This window comes from Thalassotalea fonticola, from assembly GCF_032911225.1.
GTDB classification, from domain to species: Bacteria; Pseudomonadota; Gammaproteobacteria; order Enterobacterales; family Alteromonadaceae; genus Thalassotalea_A; species Thalassotalea_A fonticola.
In genome coordinates, this window is record NZ_CP136600.1 from 170,788 (window position 1) to 196,253 (window position 25,466).

Below are 25,466 nucleotides of genomic sequence, written 5' to 3' on the forward strand. Positions count from 1 at the left end.
TGGATACCGAAGTGGAGACGTTATTTTAAATCCTGTCAGGTTTGTTCTTTACTACATATCATTTTGTTAACCGTGAATTTTGTTGATCAACTTGTTCATGGTTGAATTCACCATCACCATCACCATCACCATCTTCATCTGATTGCTGCTCCCAAGAGTATACTTTGCGTTTCGGTTTGGGATCCCAATGACGAAAGGCTAGCGCACAACATACCCCGCTGATTGCACCAAATAAATGGTATTCAAAGGAAATCCACTGTTCACGGGGGAATATCGAAAGCAACATGCCACCATACATATAAAAGGCAATCATCATCAGTGCGCTAGAGCGTTTGTCCCTGCGAAAGATGCCGCTGATAAACAGATAGAAGAACATGCCATGGGCTAAGCCGCTTGCGCCGAGGTGGTAACTTTCTCGGCCAAACAACCAAACACCAAGGCCAGAGACAATCCAGATAATGGCCAGTGTCCACCAACGTGACTTCGGGTAGCCATAGATTAGAAAACTACCCAATAGCAATATTGGCAGTGTATTACTAATAACATGTTGCCAAGAGCCGTGTATCAGTGGTCCGGTTACAATGCCGATAGTTCCTGACGCAGTAAGAGGGTAAACTCCCAGTTGCTGGAAGTTTAGATCAAACATCATCTCACACAGTTTTAACCACCAGATGATTAAAACGAAAATGGTGGCGATAACAATGCTGTTTTGTACTGAAGGGGTTTGATGGTCCATGTAATTGATATTGGGATAATTTAGTGCTTTTCAATGGCTACAATTTTGGACCATTTAGTAATGCTTTTACTTGCCCATTTCTTCTTTTAGCCAAGCCATAAAAATATCTAAACGAGCTTTTTTCGCTGAATTGGCATCAAACACCAAATATCGCTTTACCGTTAACGGATGTTTGACATTAATTGGAATAACCAAAGTGCCAGCATCAAGGTACTGTGAATATAAAAATTTTGCTGCTAAGGTGAAACCATGACCACCCAACACCGCACTCAGGGCGATGTCGGTGCTAACCACCTCAGTCCACTGCTGATGATTTTGATAGTTTTTCACTTCCGCATGTTTGAACCAGGCGTCCCAACCAAACGGACCTGGTTTTTCTAAATTTACCAGCCAAGTCTTTAAGATATCTTGCGGCGTGTTGAAACTCACTTCTTGCGCCAGTTTAGCTGAACAAACCGGATAAACATCATCTTCGCCAAAATATTCGCATTGTAAATCGTCACTGGTTTCTTTTTCGGCGCTAATACCAAAGCGAACCGCAAGGTCGATATGGTTTTGTTTAAGGTTTTCAAAACGATTGGAAGAGACAACACGAATTTTTATTTGTGGATACTGTTGCGAAAATTTATGCAGTTTTGGCATTAACCACATCGATGAAAATGATGGCGTAGAAGTAATGGTTAAATTTCCTGCAATGCCCTCACTTTGAATATTATTGAATGCACTGGTTAAGATATTAAACGCTTGCTGAGTTGCATGATACAACTTAACCCCATTATCAGTTAACACCATTTTTCGGCCTTGGCGAGAGAATAACTTGGTGCCTAAGGCAATTTCCAATTGACGCATTTGTTGACTTACGGCCGCCTGAGAGAGAAATAGCTCTGCTGCAGCCTTGCTATAACTTTGATGGCGAGCAGCACTGTCAAAAGTGCGCAAGTTATTTAAGTGCCTTAATTTATTATCCATAGATGAAATCCAGAAAATATTGATGGCAGCAATTATAGCTCAATTAGTAATAGTAATATAAGCCCAGCTTATATTACTGTTTAATAACTATTGTTGGTTTTGTGAGTCAGTTCAAAGCAATAATACCTCAACTAGGCGGCGAGAAAACAGATAACAAACAATTCATCTGCCTATATCAATAAATTCTAATCAGGAATAAACATGAACTTTAAAAACTTACACAAACAAAATACGCCATTGATCATATGCAATGTTTGGGATGCTGCCAGTGCCAAGACGGCAGAAAAACTGAATTTCAAAGCTATTGGTACCTCAAGTGCGGCGATAGCGAATATGCTAGGCTATGTAGACGGTGAACAAATGAACTTTGCCGAATTAGTATACATAGTGAAAAGAATTCTTGCTTCTACATCACTGCCGCTAACCGTTGACATTGAAGCTGGCTTTAGTCGAAACCCTACAGAAATTGCCGCTCACATTAAAACGTTAGCCGATTTAGGTGTGGTAGGTATTAACATCGAAGATAGCATTGTCACTAATGGACGAACATTGCTAAATGCCGCTGATTTTGCGAAAGATTTATCTGTGATAAAGCAGCTGCTCAAGGAAAACGAGGTGAATATATTTATCAATGTCAGAACCGACCCGTTTTTATTGGGGCGCAATAACGCGCTGATGGAAACCAAAGAGCGTATTAAACGTTATGAGTCAGTGGGGATAGATGGCATTTTTGTGCCGTGCATAACCAATGAGAGTGATATCAGTGTCGTTGTTAATCATACAACACTTCCAATCAATGTCATGTGTATGCCAGACTTGCCTGATTTTAACGCTCTTAAAAAGTTAAACGTTAAACGCATCAGTATGGGAAATTTTGTCTTTGATAGCTTGTCTGACCGGTTTGAAGATGCTTTAGGTTCTATTGTCGAGTCGCAATCATTCAAACCTGTATTTTAACCTATTGAATGAATCATTGTTTGTGGAGCAGAGCGTTCATTAGATGTTATGAATCTAAGCAGAATTCTAAAATATAATAAAACGGCACTTCATCGTAAAGTGCCGCTCAACCGTCGAAAGCAATAAACTCAGATACTGGCCTCAGCGACATTGTTTAGTAATATTTAGGGTTACTTTTATCGTTTTGTTACGTGGCGATAAAATTACCATGAAACCCAAGTGGTAAATGATGATTCAACCACGCTCTGGCAATAGGTCCGTCGGCGATACTACTAGCGTTAAAGATATTCAGGCAAGTACGTTTGCTCGGTACATGCAAAGCTGTGCCAATTAAGTAACCTGTGCCTTCTTGGTTTGTTGGACAAACGGAAATGTGCTCTTCCACTAAGTATTCTTTACCAAAGTCAAACCTGTCTTCTTTACCTGTGCTTACATTAAAGCTGCTTACACTATCGCTCCATAGGCTATTGCGCTGTGAAGACAGGTGATATAAATACTCATTTTTCAAGCCAACTAGGTGATCACACACGCGTGGAAACTCGCTGTTAACGTCTAAAATAGCATGATTGGCCTTGCCGTTTGGCAATAAAGTATAAAGTGCTGTTTTCGCATCTATATTGACATTATTCATTTCGCCTTTCATCACATTGGCCAAGTTATGTAGCACATCTACATTAGGGTACAAACTGGCATCAAAATGTATGGTGCCATTATTCTCTTCCCATGCATTGCCATAATGAAACGCAAAACCGGCAGGTAATTCATATTCTTTGGTTAGGGTTAAATCACTTTTACTGACTACTAACACTCGCATAGCTTGATTTTTATCAAAACCTACTCTTGAAAAATAGCCACGTTGATTGTTACCAAACTCTCGGGTTGTGGTGAGTGATGGTAAAATTATCAACAGGTGTTTTTCGGTCAGTAAAAAATCATGCAACATACCGCCTTTATAGTTGGCATTTAGTATCCCCACGTTTTTTACTTGCCCAGTTGCAGCTAAATGATATAGCACAACATGACCCGATTGGTTTAAACCAAAATTCCAAATATCGCCATTTGCTTCTACTTTAGGGTGAGCAGAAAAGGGCAGTCCTTTTAAACTCTGACCGTATTTACTATCTGCACCTAAGGTGATTTGTTGTTGAAACTCTAATGTTTCGCTATTAACGCTTGTGGCTGTGCCGCCTTCCCATAATGCCCATAAGTCATCACCAACCGGGATCACGTTAGTATTCGCCGTGTTGACCATATTTGAGTTTGAAACTGGTAAGGAATCATTGAATTTTGTTTCAGGACCCGAATATAAAAATTGCTCAGCGAGTTGTTCTTGTTGAAATTTAGGGGTTTCGATAAACTTGCCCTGATGAACAATTTTTCCCTCGGCTATTTTAAAGCTTTGCAGCATGCCATCACCTTCAAAAAGGTGCTGGTAGCGTTGTTCGCCGCGTTCGTGTTTACCTGGGCCATTACGAAAAAAGATACCGACAAGATCATTAGGAATTTTTCCCTCAATAGATAATTCTTGCTTTGAAAAGTTATCTTCAATATTCGCAAAACCAATTAAATCAGGCTCACTCGCTAAGGCCTTATTAAACAGGTCTTTATAGTTAACAACTAGGCTATTACTTTTATCTGAATTGGCTAAAGCCTGAAAAGGTGAGTTAAGTAACAATGAACCAAGGCCAACGGCGCTCATGCTTTTTAATAATTCTCTGCGTTGCATGCTATATCTCCTAAAGGTATTCAACTGATCTATTATTTAATAAATAACGCTACTTTCATTAATGACTTTGCTATTTTCATCGCTAAGCATAAATTTTATTTCACTGTAACTCACCGGGCCAAAATTCGGTTTGGCATTGTTAGAAAAACCATAACCTTCAACCGGCATGCCAAATAGATTGGTTTCTAATTTACCGTTGTTATTTTGATCATGAAAAAAACGCAGGGCGTAATCTCCCTTGGGTAAATTATTGAAAGTGATAGTGGCTTTTCCTGCCACCGCTTTAGTCATGGTGGCGGATTCTGGATTTCCTGCTTGGTAATTTTTTTCACCGTTAAAGAGTTGAATGTACAGTTTGCTCGAATCATCATTAACCCCTGAAATGTTAAATTCGATTTCGCCTGCTCCAGCATTGGATGTTACAAAAAGAGCTGCGAGTATGGCTAAAAAGTATGATGAGTGTTTCATAGTGATTCCTTAAACTTTAATGTTAACTTCTAATTAATGCGATATTTACAATTGCGTCGTGTTGAAAAGACGATAGAATGGAAAAAACAAAATAAACAGCTGAGTTTCGTGAAGCAACGTAAACAATTCGTAAGTTGCTCACTTTTGGAAAATGTACCATTGACGAATCGTGAAATAAACCATGAAAATCAACCGATAAGAGCGTTGATTAGCAAAAAACAACTCATTCATGACATGTTCATAGTGTTAGTGGTTGGTATATTGTTAGGCTTTTTGGCACCGTTTGGGATGAATGAAGTGCCATTGGTTTGGGCGGTTTTTTATTGGATTTTTACTTGTGCTTGTGGTTATTTTATTTTCATGCCCTGCACCCAGTTAGGTGAGCGTTACTTAATTAAGATAGTTCCTCACTATTTTGGTCGGTTGGTAATTACTATGTTTATTGCCAGCATTGTGATGAGTTTTTTTGTGCCTTTTTCTGTGTGGTTGTTTTTTGATATTGCGATAAATTATCAGCAACAATTTTGGCAGGTTTTTCCAAAAGTCATCGTTATCGGTGGGATCTTAACTTTTATTGGCTTCGTTAAAGACTATATTCATCGACAAAACTCCAAGCTTAATGAATCTGAACAACTCATTGAACAGCAGCTAAAAAAGAATGCTAGCCAAGATGATTTGCAGCTGGAGAAGTTTATGGCGCAGCTACCTGTTGATAAGCGCGGCAAACTGTACTGTTTAGAAATGTCCGATCATTATCTGAAAGTGTACACTGATAAAGGTCATCATTTATTATTAATGCGCTTTAAAGATGCATTAGAGTTGTTGAGTGATTATAAGGGCATTCAAACACACCGCTCTTGGTGGGTGGCGTTAGACGCGATTGTAAAAGTGAATAAAGATGGTCGGAAAATTTCATTACAATTGTCCAACCAATTGCAAGTACCTGTCTCTAGAACATATGCTGAAGCAATTAGAGCGGCAGATATCCATTAAGGTTTTGCTTGAGTTATAGATGGTTCAAATGGTGTTACAAGAACGACTAAAGTGATTGCTCTACTTCATTAGCGTCTTTGATCCGTTCTAAACGGGCTTCTTCCTCTGCAAACGCCGCTTTTATTTCTTCCAGTACACTATCAACATCTGCGTTATCAGTTGCTTCAGCAAAATAGCCGGTTAATTCGCTTTCCGGGGTTAGTTCACTTTTTTCATACAGTGCCCACATCTCTTGCGCATACTTGCTACCCAGCAAATCAGGGGCAAATTGACCATAATAATTGGTCATGTTGTCCACATCACGAATTAACATAGCTTTGGCATTATTGTTAGCAGAAGCGTCTACTGCTTGCGGTAAATCGATAATTACCGGTCCGTAGGCATCAACCAATACGTTAAATTCAGATAAATCTCCATGTACAACGCCAGCGCAAAGCATACGTAAAACGTAGATCATCACTTCTTCATGATCTTCTCTGGCTTGTTCGGCAGACATACCTACATCGTTTAAACGAGGGGCTACATCGCCGTCATCATCGGTGATTAATTCCATTAATAACACCCCGTCATAACAACCGTAAGGTTGGGGCACACGAACACCTGCTTCTGCCAATAGGTACAAAGCATCTACTTCAGCATTTTGCCAAGCCTCTTCTTGTTGGGCACGGCCAAATTTAGAACCTTTTTCCATCGCGCGAGCGCGTCGGCTATTTCGACTTTTGCGACCTTCTTGATATTGTGCGGCTTTTTTAAAGCTGCGTTTATTCGCTTCTTTGTACACTTTTGCACAAACAATTTCTTCGCCGCAGCGCACCATATAGACCGTGGCTTCTTTGCCGCTCATTAATTGACAAATTACTTCGTCAACCAAGCCATCATCTACAAGGGGTTGTATTCGTTTAGGGATTTTCATAACGCCGTTATACCGTAGTTAGAAAGGAATTAACATAGTTAACAGAAATTATTTAAATGAAAAGGCTCTAGAGATCAAGCTAGAGCCTTTGGTTGTTAGATTAAATTGCAGCCAATATTAATTACTTTTCAGAAATTACCACCACAACACGCCTGTTTAAGCGGCGACCTTCCTTAGTAGTATTATCAGCAATAGGCTTTAACTCACCAAAGCCAATAGTTGTATAGGTTTTATCACTATTAGGCGTTTTTTCTTCTAAAAGAGTAGCTACAGCCTTGGCTCTGGCTTCTGATAAAATTTGGTTTTTATCTTCCTTACCTTCCCAGTCAGTGTGACCTTCAACAACAACATCAATTTCGTCATGTTGATCAATAAATTTTGCCACCCGATCAATTTCAGCTAAATATTGCTCTTTTACATTAGATTTCCAGCTATCAAATTGAATCTTAAGGGTGATAGTAGCCATGAGAGCACAGCCTTTAGCATTAACCTTAGTGTTTGCTATTGTTTCAGGGCATTTATCTGACTCATTTATAACACCATCATTATCTAAGTCAGGGTTAACGGTAACGACTTCTTCAACAACCGCTACAGGAGTTGGTTTGTGAATTGGCGCTTTTTTCACTGTTTTCTTTTTAGGCATCGCTTTTGTTGTAGAGCCAAAATATCTTGAGATACTTAAACCGATCACTTGCGCGTCTTCGTCATATGCAGTTAATTCTAAGCGAGCAAACCATTTCTCGTTAAAGTGCCATTGCGCGCCAGCACCAAAGGTTAATTGCGTACCATGATCTTGTTCAACGTTTTCACCTGTGTCGGTATCTAAAAATGACACGCCGGCTTTTGCATAAACATTCCAGGTCGATTTACGCTCATTTAGCCAAAAACCAACATTGGCACCGAAAGCAGAGTAATCAATATTTAAGGTGTCGGTAATGCTTGGATTCAAATTGTATAATTCTGCCGCGCCCATGTCTTCATAGCTTATCTCAGTAAATAAGTGATCAGATAAGGCAAGGCCAGCAAGTAACTTAAATGATGTGTCATTATCATCTGAAACTCTCCAGCTAGTGTTTTTATGTTTAGGATCTAAAGTGGAGTAACCCAAACCGGCACCAGCATACCAACAATTAACATTAGTAAACGACTTGCCTAATTCACAATTGTCGCTAGCTTGCGCATTTGATATTAGCAGTAATGGGGCAGCTAGCAGTATCAAAGTGAATTTTTTACTACTGCGAATTAAAACGATAAATATCAACAGCATGATAGCAAGAAATCCAGTTGCTCCTGCGCCTTTTACTCCAGTCTCAACTTTACCTGATGCTTGTAAACGATCATTAATGCCATCGTTATTGAAATCACCATTTTCATCACTGTCTAGAATGCCATCATTATCTGAGTCAGTATCTAAATAATCAGGAGTGCCGTCACCATCGGTGTCTACAGTGCCTTCATCGCTGTCTAAAATACCATCTGAATCACTATCTTGATTGATATCGGTAGCGACTAAATCGCTATCTAAATAATCAGGGATACCGTCACCATCGGTATCTAAAGTACCTTCATCTACATCAGGAATTCCGTCATTATCAGAGTCGGTGTCAATGTAATCTGCTTCACCATCGCCGTCGGTATCGTTGGTACCTTCATCTACATCAGGGATCCCGTCATTATCAGAGTCGGTGTCAATATAATCTGCATCACCATCTCCGTCAGTATCGTTGCTACCTTCATCTACATCAGGGATCCCGTCATTATCGGAATCAGTGTCAATGTAATCTGCTTCCCCATCACCGTCAGTATCGTTGCTACCTTCATCTACATCAGGGATCCCGTCATTATCAGAGTCAGTATCGGTATAATCTGCATCACCATCGCCGTCAGTATCGTTGGTACCTTCATCTACATCAGGAATTCCGTCATTATCAGAGTCGGTGTCGATATAATCGGCATTACCATCATCGTCGGTATCCGTTGTACCTTCTTCTACATCTGGAATTCCGTCATTATCAGAGTCGGTGTCAATGTAATCTGCTTCACCATCGCCGTCGGTATCAGTAGTGCCCTCGTCACTATCTGGAATACCATCATTATCAGAGTCAGTGTCTAAATAATTTGGCACACCATCACCGTCTGTATCAGCGACGCCTTCTTCAGTATCAGGGATACCATCTACGTCTTGATCGTTATTGTTTTTAGCTGTGCCATGTTGCTCTGGTAACATATCTTGAGCATCATCAATACCGTCACCGTCATTATCTACGCTGCTATCAATTTGACCATCATTATTTTCATCTAACGTTGACCATACTGTGGTGTCGATATCATTAATGCTATCATTGTCGCTATCAATGTCTCTGAAGTCACTAATGCCGTCATTATCACTATCAAGAGGAATTTCAACTAAAACATTTTCTAAGTCTACTAAAGCATCATTATCTAAATCGGTAGCGCCCGCTTCTGTGACATCAAAGATACTGTCATTATCGCTATCAAGATCGTGTAAGTCTGGAACACCATCAACGTCAGTATCAACAACGGTAGCGTTATCATCTATACCATCATTATTCGTATCAGTACCATTGGTTGCGTCAACGTCATAATTGTCATCAATACCATCACCATCGTAATCCAAACCTGTCATGCCAGCCTCAACAGTGTCACTTATGCCGTCATTATCGCTATCTAGGTCTAAATGATCAGGTGTACCGTCATTATCTCTATCGCTTAGTGGGAGAAGAATATCGTCAATACCATCGAGGTTTGCGTCAATGCCATCGGTGTAAGTAACATCAAACGCATCATCAATGCCATCACTATCCAGATCGACTTCTAATGTAAGCTCAACATCTATTAGATCATTAATGCCGTTATTATTAACATCCTCTAAGCGAAGGTGAGCCTCTATTACATCAGGAATAGCATCATTGTCACTATCATTATCAGTATGATCAGGAATGCCATCATTATCTGTATCCTGTAGCTGCACGTCGTCATCAATGCCATCATTATTTATATCTGTACCACCTGTTTGATCGACATCGAAGGTATCATCAATGCCGTCATTGTCAGTATCTTTACCGCTTATATTTGCTTCTCTACTGTCAGGTATCCCATCGTTATCACTGTCTGAATCTAAGTGATTTCTGATGCCATCATTATCACTATCATCAGTGCCTTCTACGATGTCTGGAATACCGTCATTGTCTTCATCAACAGTAGAATCAAGATAATCTTCAATGCCATCGCCATCTGAATCATTAGTACCTTCATCAAGATCAGAAATGCCATCACCATCAGAATCTAAATCAAGATAATTGGCAGTGCCGTCACCATCGGTATCTTCTATACCTTCTTCAGTATCAGAAATACCATCACCATCAGTATCATCGTCAGTGATATTTGGTATGCCATCTTTGTCTAAATCGGCAAGAACATTAATTGTGATGGTTGCAATTTCTGAATCTTCGGTACCGTCATTGGCATTAATCGTGAAACTGTCTGAACCGACAAAATCGGTATTAGGGCTATAGGTAAAAGTTGGAGATGCACCTGATAGACCACCATTTTCTGGGGCATTCACAATATTGAAGGTTAACTCATCTGCATCTTCATCCAAGCCGGAAAGGGCGATTTCTATTGCAATATTTTCAACTACATCGATGGTCAAGCTGTCAGCAGTTGGTCGTTGATTGGTTTCAGTAACGTTGATGTTAAATGCAGGCAATGAAACTGTATCGTCGGCATCTGTAACTGAAATTTGAATGTTATTATAATCTCCCGCATCTGAAAACCCTGGTGTACCGTTTAATGCGCCAGTTGCTGTGTCAAAATCTGCCCACGACGGTTTATTTGTAATACTAAATAGCAAGGAGTCGCCATCGGCATCGTTAAACGTTGGGCTAAAACCGTAGTTACTATTTTCAGCGATTGTCGTTGCCGGCGTACCCGAAATGGTTGGTGCCTGATTAGTCTCGGTTACACTAATACTAAACGCAGGTAGAGACACTGGTGTACCGCCATCACTGACCGAGATCACGATATTGCTGTAGGTACCCGCATCAGTAAAACCTGGGGTGCCGGTAAGGGAGCCATCGGCAGTATTGAACGTTGCCCAGTCAGGTTTGTTGCTAATGCTAAAGGTCAGGGCGTCGCCATCGGCATCGTTAAACGTTGGGCTAAAGCCGTAGTTACTATTTTCAGCGATTGTCGATGCTGGCGTACCTGAAATGGTTGGTGCCTGATTAGTGTTGGTTACACTAATGCTAAATGCAGGTAGAGACTCTGGCGTCCCCCCATCACTGACCGAGATCACGATATTGCTGTAGGTACCCGCATCAGTAAAACCTGGGGTGCCGGTAAGGGATCCATCGGCAGTATTGAACGTCGCCCAGGCAGGTTTATTGCTAATGCTAAAGGTCAGCGTGTCGCCATCGGCATCGTTAAACGTTGGGCTAAAACCGTAGTTACTATTTTCAGCGATTGTCGTTACCGGCGTACCCGAAATGGTTGGTGCCTGATTAGTGTTGGTTACACTAATACTAAACGCAGGTAGAGACACTGGTGTACCGCCATCACTGACCGAGATCACGATATTGCTGTAGGTACCCGCATCAGTAAAACCTGGGGTGCCGGTAAGGGAGCCATCGGCAGTATTGAACGTTGCCCAGTCAGGTTTGTTGCTAATGCTAAAGGTCAGGGCGTCGCCATCGGCATCGTTAAACGTTGGGCTAAAACCGTAGTTACTATTTTCAGCGATTGTCGTTGCCGGCATACCCGAAATGGTTGGTGCCTGATTAGTGTTGGTTACACTAATACTAAACGTAGGTAGAGACACTGGCGTCCCCCCATCACTGACCGAGATCACGATATTGCTGTAGGTACCCGCATCAGTAAAACCTGGGGTGCCGGTAAGGGAGCCATCGGCAGTATTGAACGTTGCCCAGTCAGGTTTATTGCTAATGCTAAAAGTCAGGGCGTCGCCATCGGCATCGTTAAACGTTGGGCTAAAGCCGTAGTTACTATTTTCAGCGATTGTCGTTGCTGGCGTACCCGAAATCGTTGGTGCCTGATTAGTCTCGGTTACACTAATACTAAACGTAGGTAGAGACACTGGCGTACCGCCATCACTGACCGAGATCACTATATTGCTGTAGGTACCCGCATCAGTAAAACCTGGGGTGCCGGTAAGGGAGCCATCGGCAGTATTGAACGTTGCCCAGTCAGGTTTATTGCTAATGCTAAAAGTCAGGGCGTCGCCATCGGCATCGTTAAATGTTGGGCTAAAGCCGTAGTTACTATTTTCAGCGATTGTCGTTGCCGGCGTACCTGAAATGGTTGGTGCCTGATTAGTGTTGGTTACACTAATGCTAAATGCAGGTAGAGACACTGGCGTCCCCCCATCACTGACCGAGATCACGATATTGCTGTAGGTACCCGCATCAGTAAAACCTGGGGTGCCGGTAAGGGAGCCATCGGCAGTATTGAACGTTGCCCAGTCAGGTTTATTGCTAATGCTAAAAGTCAGGGCGTCGCCATCGGCATCGTTAAACGTTGGGCTAAAGCCGTAGTTACTATTTTCAGCGATTGTCGTTGCTGGCGTACCCGAAATCGTTGGTGCCTGATTAGTCTCGGTTACACTAATACTAAACGTAGGTAGAGACACTGGCGTCCCCCCATCACTGACCGAGATCACGATATTGCTGTAGGTACCCGCATCAGTAAAACCTGGGGTGCCGGTAAGGGAGCCATCGGCAGTATTGAACGTTGCCCAGTCAGGTTTATTGCTAATGCTAAAAGTCAGGGCGTCGCCATCGGCATCGTTAAACGTTGGGCTAAAACCGTAGTTACTATTTTCAGCGATTGTCGTTGCCGGTGTACCTGAAATTGTTGGTGGTATATTACCACCGCCTTCATTGATATCTTGTACATTTACCGTAATGGTTTGGGTATCTGCAAGTGCACCATCACTCGCCGAAACTTCAACTATGTAAGCATTGCTTCCCGCATTTGACAATGGAGTTTCAAAATCGGGTGCACTAACAAATACTAATGCGCCACTGTTATCTATAGAGAAAAAAGAGCTATCGACTCCCCCCGAGATAGAGAAGGTGATACTGTCGTTTTCGGGATCTGTTGCTACAATGTCAGTAACAGCGGTTGTATTTTCACTGACATTTAACGAGGAAGTAGCGGCGCTGCCATCATTAGAAATAACAGGGGCTAAATTCGATAAACTCAATGGTGGACTTAACATGCCTAAATCTGCGTATGTTGCATCCCAGTCGTCAACCTTATCGTCAATACCACCAACATCGCCATTAATCGAACTGCTTTGAGTTAAAGAAACCAAGATGTATTGCATGATGGTATTCTCGTCAACATTAAGCCCCGCAATGTTGACCATCTCGGTTTGTAAGTCTGAAAAAGGAAATTCAAAAGAGATAAAATGATCTAACTTTCCGTTGGGTCCTATGTCTGTGGTAACACTATTACCATCGATGGTTTGCACAGAGTCAAAATTATAATTTAACCCTGTATAGGCAATTTCAAAGCTTGAATTATTTTCCATGCTAGTCGTATTTGGGGAAATATTGGCACCATTACCCGGATCTACGAACTCAATTGCTCTGCCATTTTGTTTGCCATTGGCATTTAAAAAGAGATCTATTTTGCCATCAAGGTTTGCATCTATACCAATAACGTATACCGCGGAGTCTTTGGTGCCACCAAGTCGAATACGGTAAGCTATGGAATCATCTGCATTGGTAACAGTCCCTTGGTCATCATATAAGGTGTAGAGCACACTGTGATCGGCATCGCCAACTAATTCTACAGCTTCTGCGCCTGCTTGCGTGTCGCCATTTGGGTCAAAATTGGAGCCTTTCATGATGGCTTTCCAGGCAGAGGATGCACCACCTAAATCTATAGTTATATCTTCTGCTTGTGCAGTGCAGGTAATAAACAGTAATGAGAAAGTGGTTAGATAAACCTTTTTGAATAAACCTAATGATTTGAAGTGCATTTTTGTCCCTAAAAACTCTACTTTTCGATTAACTATCCAATTATGTCATATCTTGAAAAATTCAATTGATTAGCGCAATGAATTCAACAGTTTGACTGGTAGCTTACTTAATCTACGTAGGTGATTTGTTTAATTATTATTCAAATTAGAATGTAAATGTTTTGTAACGACAAGTAAATAGCTGGAGGCCAATATCTAGCTTATAAAATTATATATACTGGCAAAAATGATTAAATAACTTGTCTATTTATAAATGTACTATATTTAGTGAGCGACAATCGCACATTCGTCTTTACTCATAGTTGGCATTTCACTGAAGTAGGTGATAGTCAATTACAATGGAGTTAGTAAGCCGTGGCGAACTATATTGAAGGAATAAAAAGATGAAATACTGTGTAAAAATAATAAGCCTATTAATGGTTTTTACCGCATTTACAAGTGCTGCCAATCAACTAACCAAAGAGCAATCTGAAGTTTGGGAAGTAGTAATTGCTTCTTATGCGGATATTGAAAAACAAGACTCAAATTGGACCAATAAATGGGCAACTGAAGATCTGTTAGCATGGGGTAATGCCACACCTATGCCACGTAACCGCGCGTCCATTCAACGATGGGAAAAGTTTCAATTTTCTAATGGTGGTAAAAATGTGGTTTCTGATTACACTCCTACTGGAATTGTAGTGCATGGAGATACAGCCGTAGCGCATTATTACTTTTCTAATGGTACCATTTCTAAAGACGGAAAGGCTGATACTTCCCATGGTCGCTGTAGTGATGTGTTAGTAAGAGATGGCAAATCCTGGAAGTTTGTGGCTTGGCATTGCGCTGACGAGCCTGAAAGTTAAGAGGATTAAATTAATATAAAGGAGGAGGTTCATGATAATGAATATTCCTCTTTTTTATTGTGGTCTATACTTTGATTAAACTTTGTTATTTAAGGAATTCACATAATGTTTATTACAACTAAAAAAATAATAAATATAACCCTCATCACTGCTTTAGCAGCATGTTCAAGTGATGGAGGTAATGAAGGTCCGCCACCAATTCCAGATTGTGACTACAGCACACACTCAAATTTGAATGATCAAATAAACCAGTTCATTTGGGCTGACTCTAGTCATGCAACATTTACCTCTCAGTGGCAACAAGTTGCGGTCGAACAAATCATTAAAAAATACGGTTATTTACAACGCAAAAGTTTGCCTGATGCGCAAGCCGCAGAAAAGCAGTTTCTGAAGTTCCAAAGTCAAGTAGAAGGTTTGTTGTTTACTAATAAAGATATACAAACAGGTATAGAAACTAAGCAATGCGTAGTAGGTCAAAATGGTGAACCTAGCACTAAGCTAGAAGTGCAAAATGAAAGCGTTGAATATGTACTAGCTGCTTTACCTGCCATTTTAAAGACAATACAGACTAAAAAGAATAAAATTATCCAAACTTTAGAGAAACGTTAGTTGCTGTTGTTAAAATTATTTGGCTTATTAGTGAAAAACTAATTAAAATCCATCTATTGAATACAATGAGCAAAGACATTTACTATGACCACTGAATTATTTTTTATTTACGACTCACATTGTCCATGGAGTTATGCGACTACTGCCTTGGTAAACAGCATTAGCAAAGCTTATCCTGAAATGCCAATCCACCTGTGGCACACTGCCTATTACGAAGGTAATGACAGCCCAGGTAAAAGTTCTGCTGAAACAGTGTCACGGCAAAGTGCAGCTAATTTTGGTATGGACTACATCCGTGATGCCGATAACGCTAAAGACAGTTATATGGCTGCTAATGTTATGGCATGGGTACAAAATAAACAACCTGATAAAGCTTTAGAATTGTTAAATACACTGCAGCATCAGCACTTTGTTGAAAATAACCCTTTAACCGATAAAGACGATTTTGATGCAGTTATTGAACAATTTAAATTTTCGCCACCGGCGAAGGTATTTAAATCAGAGCTAAGTAAAGATGCAGATTACTTACTTGCTGATATCGCTGAAATTCAAGAAATTATCCAAACAACGGCATTTCCTGCGTTAATGCTGGCGGTAGATGACCGCTTAGTATTGTTAAATCATAACTTGTATTTAACCAAACCCGAAAAAATTGTCGAAGCGGTTGAACTAGAACTTAAATGAGCAGCTTAAATACATGAAACGCGTCGTACTATTTACTAAGAATAGTTGCCCACATTGCGACAGCGCTAAAAAATATTTAGACCAAAATGGTATTAAGTATAGGCTTTGTAATGTGAGCACTGCCGCGGGGCGAAAAGAATACAGTTTAACTGGATATCGGGGCGTACCAGTGTTGAAAATTGGCGATCAATTTTTAAATGGCTTTACGGTAAAAGGCTTTCAAAACTTATACAGTAAGTAGCTAAACTCAACCCCAAAAGTAATAACTAAAAGAGCCTTATTAATAAGGCTCTTTTTTTACTTCAAGGACGAAGGAATGCCAACTAAACATGGATGTTATATAGTTGGCTCACTTCAGGGACGAAGGAATGCCAATCTAACATGGGTGTTAAAATATTGGCTAATGTTTATCAAAGTTAAATCTACGCGTCTTTTATATTTACCACATAACGGCCGACGGCTTTACCTTCGATGAATTTTTCTAAGTATTCAGGTACTTTATCTAGTGATATTTCTGTAGATAGTGATTCAAGGTTCGGTAATTTCATATCGGTAGCTACACGTTGCCAAATATGCTGTTTGTCTGTTAAAGCAATATTTACCGAATCAATTCCCAATAACGATATTCCTCGTGTAATAAATGGAAATACATTGGTTGAGAAAAATGGCGAAGAGACTAAACCACAAGCTGACACGCCACCGCCGGGTTTAATTTGTTTTAATAAATTAGCCAGGTAATCGCCACCAAGTGTATCAATACCATGAGCCCAAATACCTTTGCCCATCGGACGCTCAGCAATTTCATTAATTACATCTCGGTGAAGAACTTCAGCAGCGCCAAGTTCAATTAAATGTCCACTTTGTTCAGGTTTACCGGAAAAGGCTGTAACCGAATAACCGAGTTGTTTTAATAACGCAATACTGACGCTGCCAACCCCACCAGTTGCACCTGTTACAGCAACAGGGCCATCTTTAGGTGTTGCGCCCATACGTTCAATTTTTTCAATACACAGTGCAGCGGTTAAACCACCAGTGCCATAAACCATTGCTTCTTTAAGTGATAACGTAGCGGGGCGATTAACTGCCCAGTTCGCCGGGATTGAAATTCGCTGAGCTAACCCCCCAGAAGTATTCATCCCTAGATCGTAGCCAAATACTAATACCTCATCACCAGGATTGAATGTACCTGATTTATCTTCAATAACAATACCAGCTGCATCAATACCAGGTGTGTGCGGGTAAGCTTTGCTAACCCCTTTATTTCCTGATGCAGATAGCGCATCTTTAAAATTTAACGATGAGTAATACACATCTATTAGTAAATCATTGTCCGGTAGATCTGCGAGAGTTCGCTCTGTAATTTTTTGGGTAAATTTATTATCCGCTACTTCTTCAACGAGTAATGCTTTAAAGGTATTTAATTGACTCATATTAATTCTTCTTCGCTAATTAGTATTAAATAATAGTAGCAAAGCAGTCGATTAGCTGCGAGTTAACTTTAGTCTAAGTCTTATTTCCAGAACCGAAAATACACGTTTAAATTTCAAGAAATTTAATAACATTTGCACATTTCTTTTGTGATAGTTTTGTGATTTTATCGTGAAAACTTTGCCATTTTTTTTGCTCATACTGTTTTTAATCTTAATCAACAACAATATTAATAAATAACATAATAGAGGAATAATTATGAATGCAATCAACACCAAACTTATACTACCAGCAGTTTTTTTATTAACGACTATACCTGCTGTTGAGGCAGCAGAGCTTGAAGTTACTGTCACTAATTTAACCCAAGGCATTTATTACACCCCGATTATCGTCGCTGCTCACAATGGCGATACATCAATATTTAGATCTGGAGAAATGGCCAGCTCTGAGTTACAAGCGATGGCAGAAGGGGGGGATATTTCAGGGGTGTCATTGTTGCTGACAGGTGCTGCTGCAGATATAAGTGAAAACCCTGCTGAGGGGTTGCTCGCGCCAGCGATGTCGACCACGACAATGCTAAGTACATCTGCAGGTAATAACTATTTATCTATTGCGGCGATGATACTGCCAAGTAACGATGGTTTTGTTGGTTTAGATAGCTGGATGATCCCAATGGAAGCGGGTACTTACTCATTTACATTAAACGCATATGATGCGGGCACTGAAGCAAATGATGAAATCGTCAATGGTGGTGGTGCTCCTGGTGTGCCAGGCATTCCCGCTGCTCCAGGTATGGATGCTGGTAGTGGTGCAAGTGGCGTTTCAGCAAGCCAAGCAAATACGTATGTTCATATTCATCCTGGAAACCTTGGTGATATGGATGTAATGGGCGGTTCAAGTGATTTAAACCCAACAATACATCGTTGGTTAAATCCAGTCGCTAAAGTTACTGTTGTGGTTAAGTAGGAGTTTGTTATGAATACCGTTAAAAGCCAAGACAAACAAGTTAATAAAGTTATGGTCGCAATCGCTATCGCAAGTGCGTTCTTAATCACTGCTTGTGATGGAGATAGTTATAGCAATAATGACATAGACACTACAGTTACAATTGTTGATCCGGTAACTGTAAGTTATGAAGTATCGGTTGTTAATTTAACCAATGCTCAACCTATGTCACCTATAGCTGTGGTGTTGCATAATGAAGGAAACCTTTGGATGGTTGGTGAATCAGCATCCACTGCATTAGAGGCGTTAGCTGAAAGTGGCGACAACTCACAAGTGTTAAATTTAGATGTGGTTTTAGCGAGTGCCTCTGGGGATGGTGTACTTATGCCGGGTATGTCCGACACTATCATGGTAACTAGTGTCGAAATTGTACCAACGCAACTATCAATTGCCACTATGTTAGTAAATACCAATGATGCGTTTACTGGTATCAACTCAATGTCATTAGAAAATTTAGCTGTGGGCGAAAGTATTTCCATGTTAACTGGTTCTTATGATTCAGGTACCGAGAAAAATACGGAGTCAACGGCTTCCATTCCTGGACCTGCAGCAGAGGGAGAGGGCTTCAATAACGCTCGTGATGATGTTGATTTTGTTGCCATGCATCCAGGTATAGTTACTAAAAATGATGGCCTGACAGGATCAACGTTGAACTTTTCACATCGTTTTGACAACCCTACCTTGAGAGTCACGATAACTCGTACTGAATAGTACTGGTGGGTGCTGTTATATCCCACTGAGAGATTCAGTGCTTTGGTGGGACCATGACAGATACTGTACTTGTTGTAGAAGATGAACAGGATATCGCTGATTTGATCGGCGTGCAACTTAGTGAATTATCGTTGCAAACGGAGCATTGCGCCTGTGGTGAACAAGGTTTACAGAAGGCGTTAAGTAAAACCTATGCATTGATTATTCTTGATGTGATGCTGCCACAGATATCGGGCTTAGATATTTGTAGACAGGTACGCATAGCAAAACCAGAGCAGGCAATTATGATATTAACTTCGCGAAGCTCCGAAACTGACCGCGTTTTAGGTTTAGAACTTGGGGCTGATGATTACATGACAAAGCCGTTTAGTGTTCGTGAATTACAAGCTAGAGTTCGTAGCCAGTTACGCAAGGCTCATTTATTAACTAAGCTGCATTCGCAGCAACAAGCTATACCTGAGCAATCTATCTCTGTGGGCGACTTATTAATTGACCAGCTTACCCATCAAACGAGCTTTAATGGTAATGCATTAGATCTTACTTCTACAGAGTTTGATTTATTGTTATACCTTGCATCACACCCCGATCAAGTCTTCACCCGCACTCAGTTATTAAGTTCTGTTTGGGGCTATCATCATAGCGGTTATGAACATACCGTAAATTCTCATATTAATCGTTTGCGTAATAAGCTTGAAAAAGACCCAAATCAACCTGAAATTGTGCAAACGGTTTGGGGCGTAGGTTATAAGTTTAATCGACAAGGTGTGTGTGCATGAAACTGTCGCTTTATCAGCGATTATCATTAGCGCTTACGTTCGTTTTTATCGCTATCGCGAGTGTGTTTTATTTGTGGTCTGAGCAAGTAGGGCAACAATCCCGTTACTTATCGCAACAGCGATTGCATCTTTCATTAGCGGCCAATCTCGCTCGTGACAACCCATTATTACAAACAGGAAATTACGATCAAAGTGCATTAGAAAATTTGTTTCATACCCTCATGGTATTAGGCCCAGCGTTTGAATTCTATTTTATTGACCCTAGTGGCAATATTCTCACTTACTCAGCTGACCAATCATTGATTAAACGCCAACAAATTAGCTTAGTACCTATCTTTAATCTCATTAAAAACCAGGCACCTTTACCCATATTGGGCGACGATCCTAGGCATACAAATAGACAAAAAATATTCTCAGCGGCGCCAGTATTTAATGGCGACCAGTTAAAAGGCTATTTATATGTGATTGTTGCCGGTGAACAGTACGATACGGTTTTTAATTCAAATCAACTTAATCGGCAGTTAAAAATGTATATGGTGTTAACTGTGGCAGCAATTTTATTTTTATTTATTTTAATGCTTGGTTTATTTCGATATGTCACAAATCCGGTTCGACAATTGCAACATGATATGCAGATATTTATTGAAAGTCGGTTTGATAAATCTAAGGTTAATTTAACCAGATGGAAAAACCAAAGTAATAATGAAGTTCAATTAGTGGGGTGTATGTTTGTACAAATGGTTGAACAAATCAATTTTCAATTCGACCAACTTACCAGTACCGATAATGAGCGACGCGAGTTACTCGCTCACATTTCTCATGATTTACGTACCCCCTTAGCTGCTATGCAGGGTTATATAGAAACACTCAGCCTAAACTCTGCTAATTTATCTGCGGCAAAGAAAATTGAATTTATGCAAACAGTAATGAGAAATTGCCAACAATTAAATCAATTAATTGATCAAATATTTGAATTGGCCCATCTAGAAAGTGGGCAGGTATCAGTAGAGCAAGAAACCTTTAATTTAGTTGAATTAATTTATGACGTAGTGGCAAAGTTTAGTTTGCAAGCTGAAAAGCAACAGATAAATTTAACCATTTCACCATGGCAAACCAATGTGCAGGTTTATTGTGATATAGGTAAACTTGACCGGGTATTAACCAACCTTATTGAAAATGCGCTTCGTCACACTTCGGCCCAAGGAGAAGTTAGACTAGAGGTTAATGATGTAGACGCCAGCCAATGTCATTTATCTATTAATGATAATGGTACGGGGATAAAAAAAGAAGAAATAGCCTATATATTTGAACCAAGGTATCGTGCCAGTAACGCAGTTAACAATGAGCATAAACACAATGGCTTAGGTTTGGCCATTACTAAACGTTTACTGCAACTGCTTAATATTGAAATTAAAGTTACTAGCAGATTAGGGAAAGGCACACGCTTTAGTTTTAACTTACGGAAAGCGCAAAACTAATTATAAGTGTACTTCTCTACTTTTAATTTACGGTTGTAATAGCGGATAAAAACCTTAAGATAACAGTTACCTAATTGCTTTAAAAGTTACCTAAATGCTTGCATTAACCCTAATTAATATCGTGATAGTGGCACTTGTAGTACTCTTGCATTATGAAGTTTTGTTAGCATTATCAAAAAAATTACCTTACCTGCATTACAAAAATAAATATCAAATTGTTATTGGCGTTTTTGGCGCACTGGTTGCACATTGTATTGAAATTTGGATTTTTGCCGTAGCGTACTTTCTAATGCTTAAATCTGAACGATTTGGTTATTTAGAAGGTAATTTCGATGGCAGTTTGCTCGACTGTGCGTATTATTCATTTACTAGTTTTACTACATTGGGGTTTGGTGATATCGCCCCTTTTGGTGCGATTAGATTTTTTACTGGCATCGAATCTTTAACCGGTCTTGTGTTAATTACCTGGACAGCATCATTTTTATTTTTAGAAATGCAGCGCTATTGGAATAAACATTAATGGTGAAAATTAATAGCACGGTACAAGCTAAACAATTTAAGGGGCAAAGTTCAAATTTTGCCACCTTGTTAAAAACAATGCGATTACCTTTTTTAACACTTACCTTGTTTTGTGTGCTCTTAGGCTTGTCTACTGCAATTTATTCTGATGCTGTGATTAGTTGGTTTGACTTTAGTATCTGTTTAGTTGGAGCGTTTTCAGCTCACATAGCCGTTAATACTTTAAATGAATATCAAGACTTTCATTCGGGGTTAGATTTTAAAACCATTAAAACGCCGTTCAGTGGTGGTAGTGGCGGCTTAATTGAAAACTCGATGGCAGCTCCTTTAGTGCTGAAAACGGTATTGATATCTATTGCTGTTACAATGCTTTGTGGATGCTATTTCATTTACCAATTTGGCACTACTATTTTACCACTTGGTGTAATAGGTATAACGATCATTATTACCTATACCCGTTACATAAATAAATCACCATTGCTGTGTTTATTTGCACCTGGAATTGGTTTTGGCGCATTAATGGTTGTAGGAACTGACTTTGTGTTGACAGGTCATTTTTCTGTGACGGCAATGTCAGCAGGGGCGGTATGTTTATTTCTAGTCAGTAACCTTTTATTATTGAACCAAATTCCAGATGTTGATGCTGATAAAAGTGTTGGAAGAAAGCATATAGTTATAACTTACGGTATCAATAACTCACTAGTCGTTTATACGGTATTTTTAATATGCAGTGCTGCGGTAGTTATATTGGCTAGTTTTCATAACGTATTACCTAAACTCAGTTATTTTGCCTTAATACCCATGTTGGCTGGTGTTGAATCTGTAAGAGAGCTTAAAAATGCTTGCAACAAACATCAAACTATACCAACGTCAGCAATGCAAAAATCCTTGGGCTTAAATGTAATAGCGGCTAACTTCACCCCATTATTACTAGCAATTTGCATACTGACATCGACATTAAATTAGGCTTTTGGGTACATTACAATTTAAATTTTTGTGGCACTAAATATAGCAAACAGTCTGATTTAGCAATATCTTGGTTTTTAGTTGCCATAAAAATATCTAAGTCTACTTTTGACACTAGTTGATTGTCGCGTAGGGCAAAATAAGTATTTATGACATCAACACCACTTGTATCAATTACCTGTAAATTATTTAAACCATGATCATCAACCCAGCCCAGCATTTGATTAGCCCTGATAACTCCAAAGTTATGTTGTTCTATATTATTGCAAAGGGTTAGGCCATCTCTGCCTTCATCAATACAGCTATAAGAGAGTTCAACGTCTGGTTTTAATCGTAGGCGCAGCGGTTTTAAATAAATATCTACGTTAAGTTTATGATGACAACAACTAATATCATCATAACTTGCAAGTTTATCAATCCCCATAAAGGCAACTTCATGAGATTGAGCATCTTCACTACTGCCACATTCTATTGTTATGGCTTCACAGCCAAAATCTTGCTCCATTAATGCGCCTAAGCGAATGTCAGATAAAACCAATGATTGGCAAAATAAGGAGGTTAACGATAATGCCATTTCATTTTTAGCCGTGCTGACCGAAAAAGCGGGGCTAAAGCCGGAAGTATTATGCAAATCAACTACAACTTCAGGGCTGACGTCTAAAACAGCTTGTTCTATTATTTGCGCCCGTTTGAAGTATCCGTAGTCTATGTCTTTACCGAAGCATCGATTGAGATCCATTCCTCCTGGTAATATCCTGTGGCTTAATCTCGGGCTTTTGCTGGCTGCTTCAGGGGAGCAAAAAATGAATCTAAGGTTAGTTACCGGCCGTGAAGTAGAGTCGATTGCTGTAAGCCACCTATGGATTGCAATGAGCCCCGACGATTCGTTACCATGAATCAATGTTGTGATCACTCGAGTTCTAGATTGATCTTTGCCAGAGATATCAATGACCGTAGGCCCGCTAATCGACATCAGGAATTGATCATAATCGGCTTTTAAATGATTTTGATCGGGGTCTTGTAAATAATTTATTTCGTTAAAGTCTATGCTCATAATTGCTTCCAACTTGATACTGGTTTGCCCGTTTTGACATTCTTAATATATTCTTGGACGAGCGCTTGACAGGCACTGTCTTTATCAAGGGTTTGTTCATAGTGTTTCTGAGATCGTTTTTGCCAAATAGCACCGGTGACTTTGTGCTGTAAACGTTGGTCAATTACGTCAAGAAATAGAGATATTTCATCGTTATCAATATTTAGATCTTGTAAACCTTTTCTAGCGACAGGCATTAATGCAGCAATAACATCGGTGATGTTAGTTTCTTCTGCGTGGTATTTATTTTTTAATGGCCATAATATTTTGGCTTCCAGACCGTGCTTTGCCGCGCGGTAGAAATTGTATTCCGCGTAGCGAAAAGGGACTATTGCAGTCATTTCATCTATATTGCTTGCCAGCCCATTCGCTAAACCAATAGCAAAGGCCGCATTAGCCAACATGTCTATATTTGTTGGACCTGCAGGGATCGCTCTAAATTCAATACGCATGTGACCATTGTTATGGTGATCATATATTGGCCTGTGCCAAGGCCAAAGTGTGCCCATATGTAAAGACAACTCATCCAGGCGTGGTAGCTTGCCATTTGGTTTAGAATTTAGCATAACCGGCAAAACCGGAGGATATAAAGAAACTGCTTCAGCAAAAAGCTGCCACACATTGTCTCTTAGCCAACCAAAGCCAAAATTAACTCTGGCGGGTTCTTGCCAAGCACTTTTTTGTTGGCGAATATCAATGGATTGTTTAAACAATGCTATTCGAGTTTCATCCCATAACCGTTTACCTAAAAATAACGGCGAATTTGCTGCTATAGCTGTTACTAGAGGCAAGGTTAATTGAGCGGCATTAAACACTTGGTTAAATTTTTCAATTGGCGTCATCATATGCACTTGAAAAGAAGTGTTTGCTCCCTCAGCACAAATATCACTCACGGTGATTGATACTGGCTCTTCTCCACTGATGTTAATGCTAAAATCATCACCGCGTTGTTGATAAAGCTGTTTCGATAAACAATGATAACGACCTAAGTCGGTCATGAATTCACTGTTTAAATGTTGTTGTTTTAAGGTAGGCAAAATCCCAATCGGTACAACAGAAATATTATATTGCTCCGCAACCTTGTTGAGTTTATCAGTTTTAAGCTTCATTTCTGTTAGTAAAGCACTAAAGGGTTTACCTGATTGTTTAACCGGGGATAAATTCAACTCTAGGTTGTATTGATTTAATTCATGTTGAAATTGCTCGTCTTGTAGTTGATCAAGTAACAGCTGATTACTCAAACTAACTTGGCCATGTTCATCAACAAGATACAACTCTAATTCAGCACCTAATTTTAGCGGTTCCTGGCCAAAAGTCGGCTTAGCTAATACATCTTTAAGTTGCTCAAGTTGTTGGTACAAGCATTGTTGAAAATCTTCATAATCTGTTTGGCAATATTCGAGATTTTCTATATTTCGCCCCATGAAGTACGCACTTTTGATAGCTATTCGGTACTATATAGGATGCACTTTTGTATTAGGTGGTTTGTTGATTAAGGTCAAAGATGTAGCAGGTTTGTTAATCGGGTTAGTTATAATGGTTAATTAACCCGATCAGAGCTTC

21 protein-coding genes are annotated in these 25,466 nt (G+C 39.9%); 12 read left to right on the forward strand and 9 right to left on the reverse strand.

The features are described from left to right. Nucleotides 1-58: 58 nt before the first annotated feature. Both RI844_RS00755 and RI844_RS00760 read right to left on the reverse strand, forming a co-directional pair. On the reverse strand, nucleotides 59-736 hold the full coding sequence (locus RI844_RS00755) for a rhomboid family intramembrane serine protease (protein WP_348396577.1): 678 nt from the start codon (nucleotides 734-736) through the stop codon (nucleotides 59-61). 66 nt (nucleotides 737-802) lie between these two features. Further along, nucleotides 803-1,705, reverse strand: a complete 903-nt coding sequence (locus tag RI844_RS00760) for a LysR substrate-binding domain-containing protein (protein ID WP_348396578.1) — start codon at nucleotides 1,703-1,705, stop codon at nucleotides 803-805. 201 nt (nucleotides 1,706-1,906) lie between these two features. Between RI844_RS00760 and RI844_RS00765 the strand changes: the two genes are divergently transcribed. Then, entirely contained in the window at nucleotides 1,907-2,662 is a 756-nt protein-coding gene (locus RI844_RS00765; RefSeq protein ID WP_348396579.1) for an isocitrate lyase/PEP mutase family protein, read from the forward strand. A gap of 187 nt (nucleotides 2,663-2,849) precedes the next feature. Here the strand turns inward: RI844_RS00765 and RI844_RS00770 are convergent, their stop codons facing one another. Both RI844_RS00770 and RI844_RS00775 read right to left on the reverse strand, forming a co-directional pair. Further along, nucleotides 2,850-4,388 carry a carotenoid oxygenase family protein gene (locus tag RI844_RS00770; protein ID WP_348396580.1) on the reverse strand — a complete coding sequence of 513 codons (1,539 nt, stop codon included), beginning with the start codon at nucleotides 4,386-4,388 and terminating at the stop codon, nucleotides 2,850-2,852. A gap of 36 nt (nucleotides 4,389-4,424) precedes the next feature. Next, nucleotides 4,425-4,856, reverse strand: a complete 432-nt coding sequence (locus tag RI844_RS00775; RefSeq protein ID WP_348396581.1) for a DUF2141 domain-containing protein — start codon at nucleotides 4,854-4,856, stop codon at nucleotides 4,425-4,427. Between the two features lie 159 nt (nucleotides 4,857-5,015). On the opposite strand from RI844_RS00775, the gene RI844_RS00780 reads away from it, so the two are divergent. Continuing rightward, on the forward strand, nucleotides 5,016-5,849 hold the full coding sequence (locus RI844_RS00780; protein ID WP_348396582.1) for a LytTR family DNA-binding domain-containing protein: 834 nt from the start codon (nucleotides 5,016-5,018) through the stop codon (nucleotides 5,847-5,849). Between the two features lie 46 nt (nucleotides 5,850-5,895). Here the strand turns inward: RI844_RS00780 and RI844_RS00785 are convergent, their stop codons facing one another. Both RI844_RS00785 and RI844_RS00790 read right to left on the reverse strand, forming a co-directional pair. Then, a complete protein-coding gene (locus RI844_RS00785) occupies nucleotides 5,896-6,762 on the reverse strand; it encodes a PA4780 family RIO1-like protein kinase (protein WP_348396583.1) in 867 nt (288 codons plus the stop codon). Nucleotides 6,763-6,883: 121 nt separating this feature from the next. Then, nucleotides 6,884-13,789, reverse strand: a complete 6,906-nt coding sequence (locus tag RI844_RS00790; protein ID WP_348396584.1) for a putative Ig domain-containing protein — start codon at nucleotides 13,787-13,789, stop codon at nucleotides 6,884-6,886. 383 nt (nucleotides 13,790-14,172) lie between these two features. Between RI844_RS00790 and RI844_RS00795 the strand changes: the two genes are divergently transcribed. From RI844_RS00795 to RI844_RS00810, 4 genes are all read left to right on the forward strand, one after another. Further along, a complete protein-coding gene (locus RI844_RS00795) occupies nucleotides 14,173-14,634 on the forward strand; it encodes a YybH family protein (protein ID WP_348396585.1) in 462 nt (153 codons plus the stop codon). A gap of 105 nt (nucleotides 14,635-14,739) precedes the next feature. Continuing rightward, complete coding sequence (locus tag RI844_RS00800; protein WP_348396586.1) at nucleotides 14,740-15,243, forward strand: hypothetical protein; 504 nt, start codon at nucleotides 14,740-14,742, stop codon at nucleotides 15,241-15,243. An 84-nt stretch (nucleotides 15,244-15,327) separates the two neighbouring features. Next, the gene (locus tag RI844_RS00805; protein ID WP_348396587.1) at nucleotides 15,328-15,927 is read left to right on the forward strand and encodes a protein-disulfide isomerase; all 600 of its coding nucleotides are present in this window, start codon (nucleotides 15,328-15,330) and stop codon (nucleotides 15,925-15,927) included. Nucleotides 15,928-15,940: 13 nt separating this feature from the next. Beyond that, nucleotides 15,941-16,168: a glutaredoxin family protein gene (locus RI844_RS00810; protein WP_348396588.1), complete on the forward strand. Its 228-nt coding sequence runs from the start codon at nucleotides 15,941-15,943 to the stop codon at nucleotides 16,166-16,168. A gap of 181 nt (nucleotides 16,169-16,349) precedes the next feature. On the opposite strand, the gene RI844_RS00815 is transcribed toward RI844_RS00810, so the two are convergent. Next, nucleotides 16,350-17,357, reverse strand: a complete 1,008-nt coding sequence (locus tag RI844_RS00815) for a YhdH/YhfP family quinone oxidoreductase (RefSeq protein ID WP_348396589.1) — start codon at nucleotides 17,355-17,357, stop codon at nucleotides 16,350-16,352. A 256-nt stretch (nucleotides 17,358-17,613) separates the two neighbouring features. On the opposite strand from RI844_RS00815, the gene RI844_RS00820 reads away from it, so the two are divergent. The 6 genes from RI844_RS00820 to RI844_RS00845 all read left to right on the forward strand — a co-directional run bounded on the left by RI844_RS00820 (nucleotide 17,614) and on the right by RI844_RS00845 (nucleotide 22,810). Further along, nucleotides 17,614-18,321 (forward strand): spondin domain-containing protein, encoded by a 708-nt coding sequence (locus tag RI844_RS00820; protein ID WP_348396590.1) that lies wholly within the window; start codon nucleotides 17,614-17,616, stop codon nucleotides 18,319-18,321. A gap of 9 nt (nucleotides 18,322-18,330) precedes the next feature. Continuing rightward, nucleotides 18,331-19,071, forward strand: coding sequence for a spondin domain-containing protein (locus tag RI844_RS00825; protein ID WP_348396591.1), 741 nt, complete (start codon nucleotides 18,331-18,333; stop codon nucleotides 19,069-19,071). 53 nt (nucleotides 19,072-19,124) lie between these two features. Further along, entirely contained in the window at nucleotides 19,125-19,847 is a 723-nt protein-coding gene (locus RI844_RS00830) for a response regulator transcription factor (protein WP_348396592.1), read from the forward strand. Beyond that, nucleotides 19,844-21,325, forward strand: coding sequence for an ATP-binding protein (locus tag RI844_RS00835; RefSeq protein WP_348396593.1), 1,482 nt, complete (start codon nucleotides 19,844-19,846; stop codon nucleotides 21,323-21,325). The genes RI844_RS00830 and RI844_RS00835 overlap by 4 nt, the downstream gene beginning before the upstream one ends. A gap of 94 nt (nucleotides 21,326-21,419) precedes the next feature. Beyond that, nucleotides 21,420-21,845 (forward strand): potassium channel family protein, encoded by a 426-nt coding sequence (locus RI844_RS00840; protein WP_348396594.1) that lies wholly within the window; start codon nucleotides 21,420-21,422, stop codon nucleotides 21,843-21,845. Then, entirely contained in the window at nucleotides 21,845-22,810 is a 966-nt protein-coding gene (locus RI844_RS00845) for a prenyltransferase (protein ID WP_348396595.1), read from the forward strand. Before RI844_RS00840 ends, RI844_RS00845 begins: the two co-directional genes overlap by 1 nt. Nucleotides 22,811-22,823: 13 nt before the next feature. Here the strand turns inward: RI844_RS00845 and RI844_RS00850 are convergent, their stop codons facing one another. After that, nucleotides 22,824-23,864 carry a M14 family metallopeptidase gene (locus tag RI844_RS00850; RefSeq protein WP_348396596.1) on the reverse strand — a complete coding sequence of 347 codons (1,041 nt, stop codon included), beginning with the start codon at nucleotides 23,862-23,864 and terminating at the stop codon, nucleotides 22,824-22,826. Further along, a complete protein-coding gene (locus RI844_RS00855) occupies nucleotides 23,861-25,327 on the reverse strand; it encodes a hypothetical protein (RefSeq protein WP_348396597.1) in 1,467 nt (488 codons plus the stop codon). Before RI844_RS00855 ends, RI844_RS00850 begins: the two co-directional genes overlap by 4 nt. Nucleotides 25,328-25,466: the final 139 nt, after the last annotated feature.

Coding starts and splice junctions, on each gene's coding strand:
- RI844_RS00755 (WP_348396577.1), bottom strand. CDS start 736: ATGGACCATCAAACCCCTTCAGTACAAAACAGCATTGTTATCGCCACC.
- RI844_RS00760 (WP_348396578.1), bottom strand. CDS start 1,705: ATGGATAATAAATTAAGGCACTTAAATAACTTGCGCACTTTTGACAGT.
- RI844_RS00765 (WP_348396579.1), top strand. CDS start 1,907: ATGAACTTTAAAAACTTACACAAACAAAATACGCCATTGATCATATGC.
- RI844_RS00770 (WP_348396580.1), bottom strand. CDS start 4,388: ATGCAACGCAGAGAATTATTAAAAAGCATGAGCGCCGTTGGCCTTGGT.
- RI844_RS00775 (WP_348396581.1), bottom strand. CDS start 4,856: ATGAAACACTCATCATACTTTTTAGCCATACTCGCAGCTCTTTTTGTA.
- RI844_RS00785 (WP_348396583.1), bottom strand. CDS start 6,762: ATGAAAATCCCTAAACGAATACAACCCCTTGTAGATGATGGCTTGGTT.
- RI844_RS00790 (WP_348396584.1), bottom strand. CDS start 13,789: ATGCACTTCAAATCATTAGGTTTATTCAAAAAGGTTTATCTAACCACT.
- RI844_RS00795 (WP_348396585.1), top strand. CDS start 14,173: ATGAAATACTGTGTAAAAATAATAAGCCTATTAATGGTTTTTACCGCA.
- RI844_RS00800 (WP_348396586.1), top strand. CDS start 14,740: ATGTTTATTACAACTAAAAAAATAATAAATATAACCCTCATCACTGCT.
- RI844_RS00805 (WP_348396587.1), top strand. CDS start 15,328: ATGACCACTGAATTATTTTTTATTTACGACTCACATTGTCCATGGAGT.
- RI844_RS00810 (WP_348396588.1), top strand. CDS start 15,941: ATGAAACGCGTCGTACTATTTACTAAGAATAGTTGCCCACATTGCGAC.
- RI844_RS00815 (WP_348396589.1), bottom strand. CDS start 17,357: ATGAGTCAATTAAATACCTTTAAAGCATTACTCGTTGAAGAAGTAGCG.
- RI844_RS00820 (WP_348396590.1), top strand. CDS start 17,614: ATGAATGCAATCAACACCAAACTTATACTACCAGCAGTTTTTTTATTA.
- RI844_RS00825 (WP_348396591.1), top strand. CDS start 18,331: ATGAATACCGTTAAAAGCCAAGACAAACAAGTTAATAAAGTTATGGTC.
- RI844_RS00830 (WP_348396592.1), top strand. CDS start 19,125: ATGACAGATACTGTACTTGTTGTAGAAGATGAACAGGATATCGCTGAT.
- RI844_RS00835 (WP_348396593.1), top strand. CDS start 19,844: ATGAAACTGTCGCTTTATCAGCGATTATCATTAGCGCTTACGTTCGTT.
- RI844_RS00840 (WP_348396594.1), top strand. CDS start 21,420: ATGCTTGCATTAACCCTAATTAATATCGTGATAGTGGCACTTGTAGTA.
- RI844_RS00845 (WP_348396595.1), top strand. CDS start 21,845: ATGGTGAAAATTAATAGCACGGTACAAGCTAAACAATTTAAGGGGCAA.
- RI844_RS00850 (WP_348396596.1), bottom strand. CDS start 23,864: ATGAGCATAGACTTTAACGAAATAAATTATTTACAAGACCCCGATCAA.
- RI844_RS00855 (WP_348396597.1), bottom strand. CDS start 25,327: ATGGGGCGAAATATAGAAAATCTCGAATATTGCCAAACAGATTATGAA.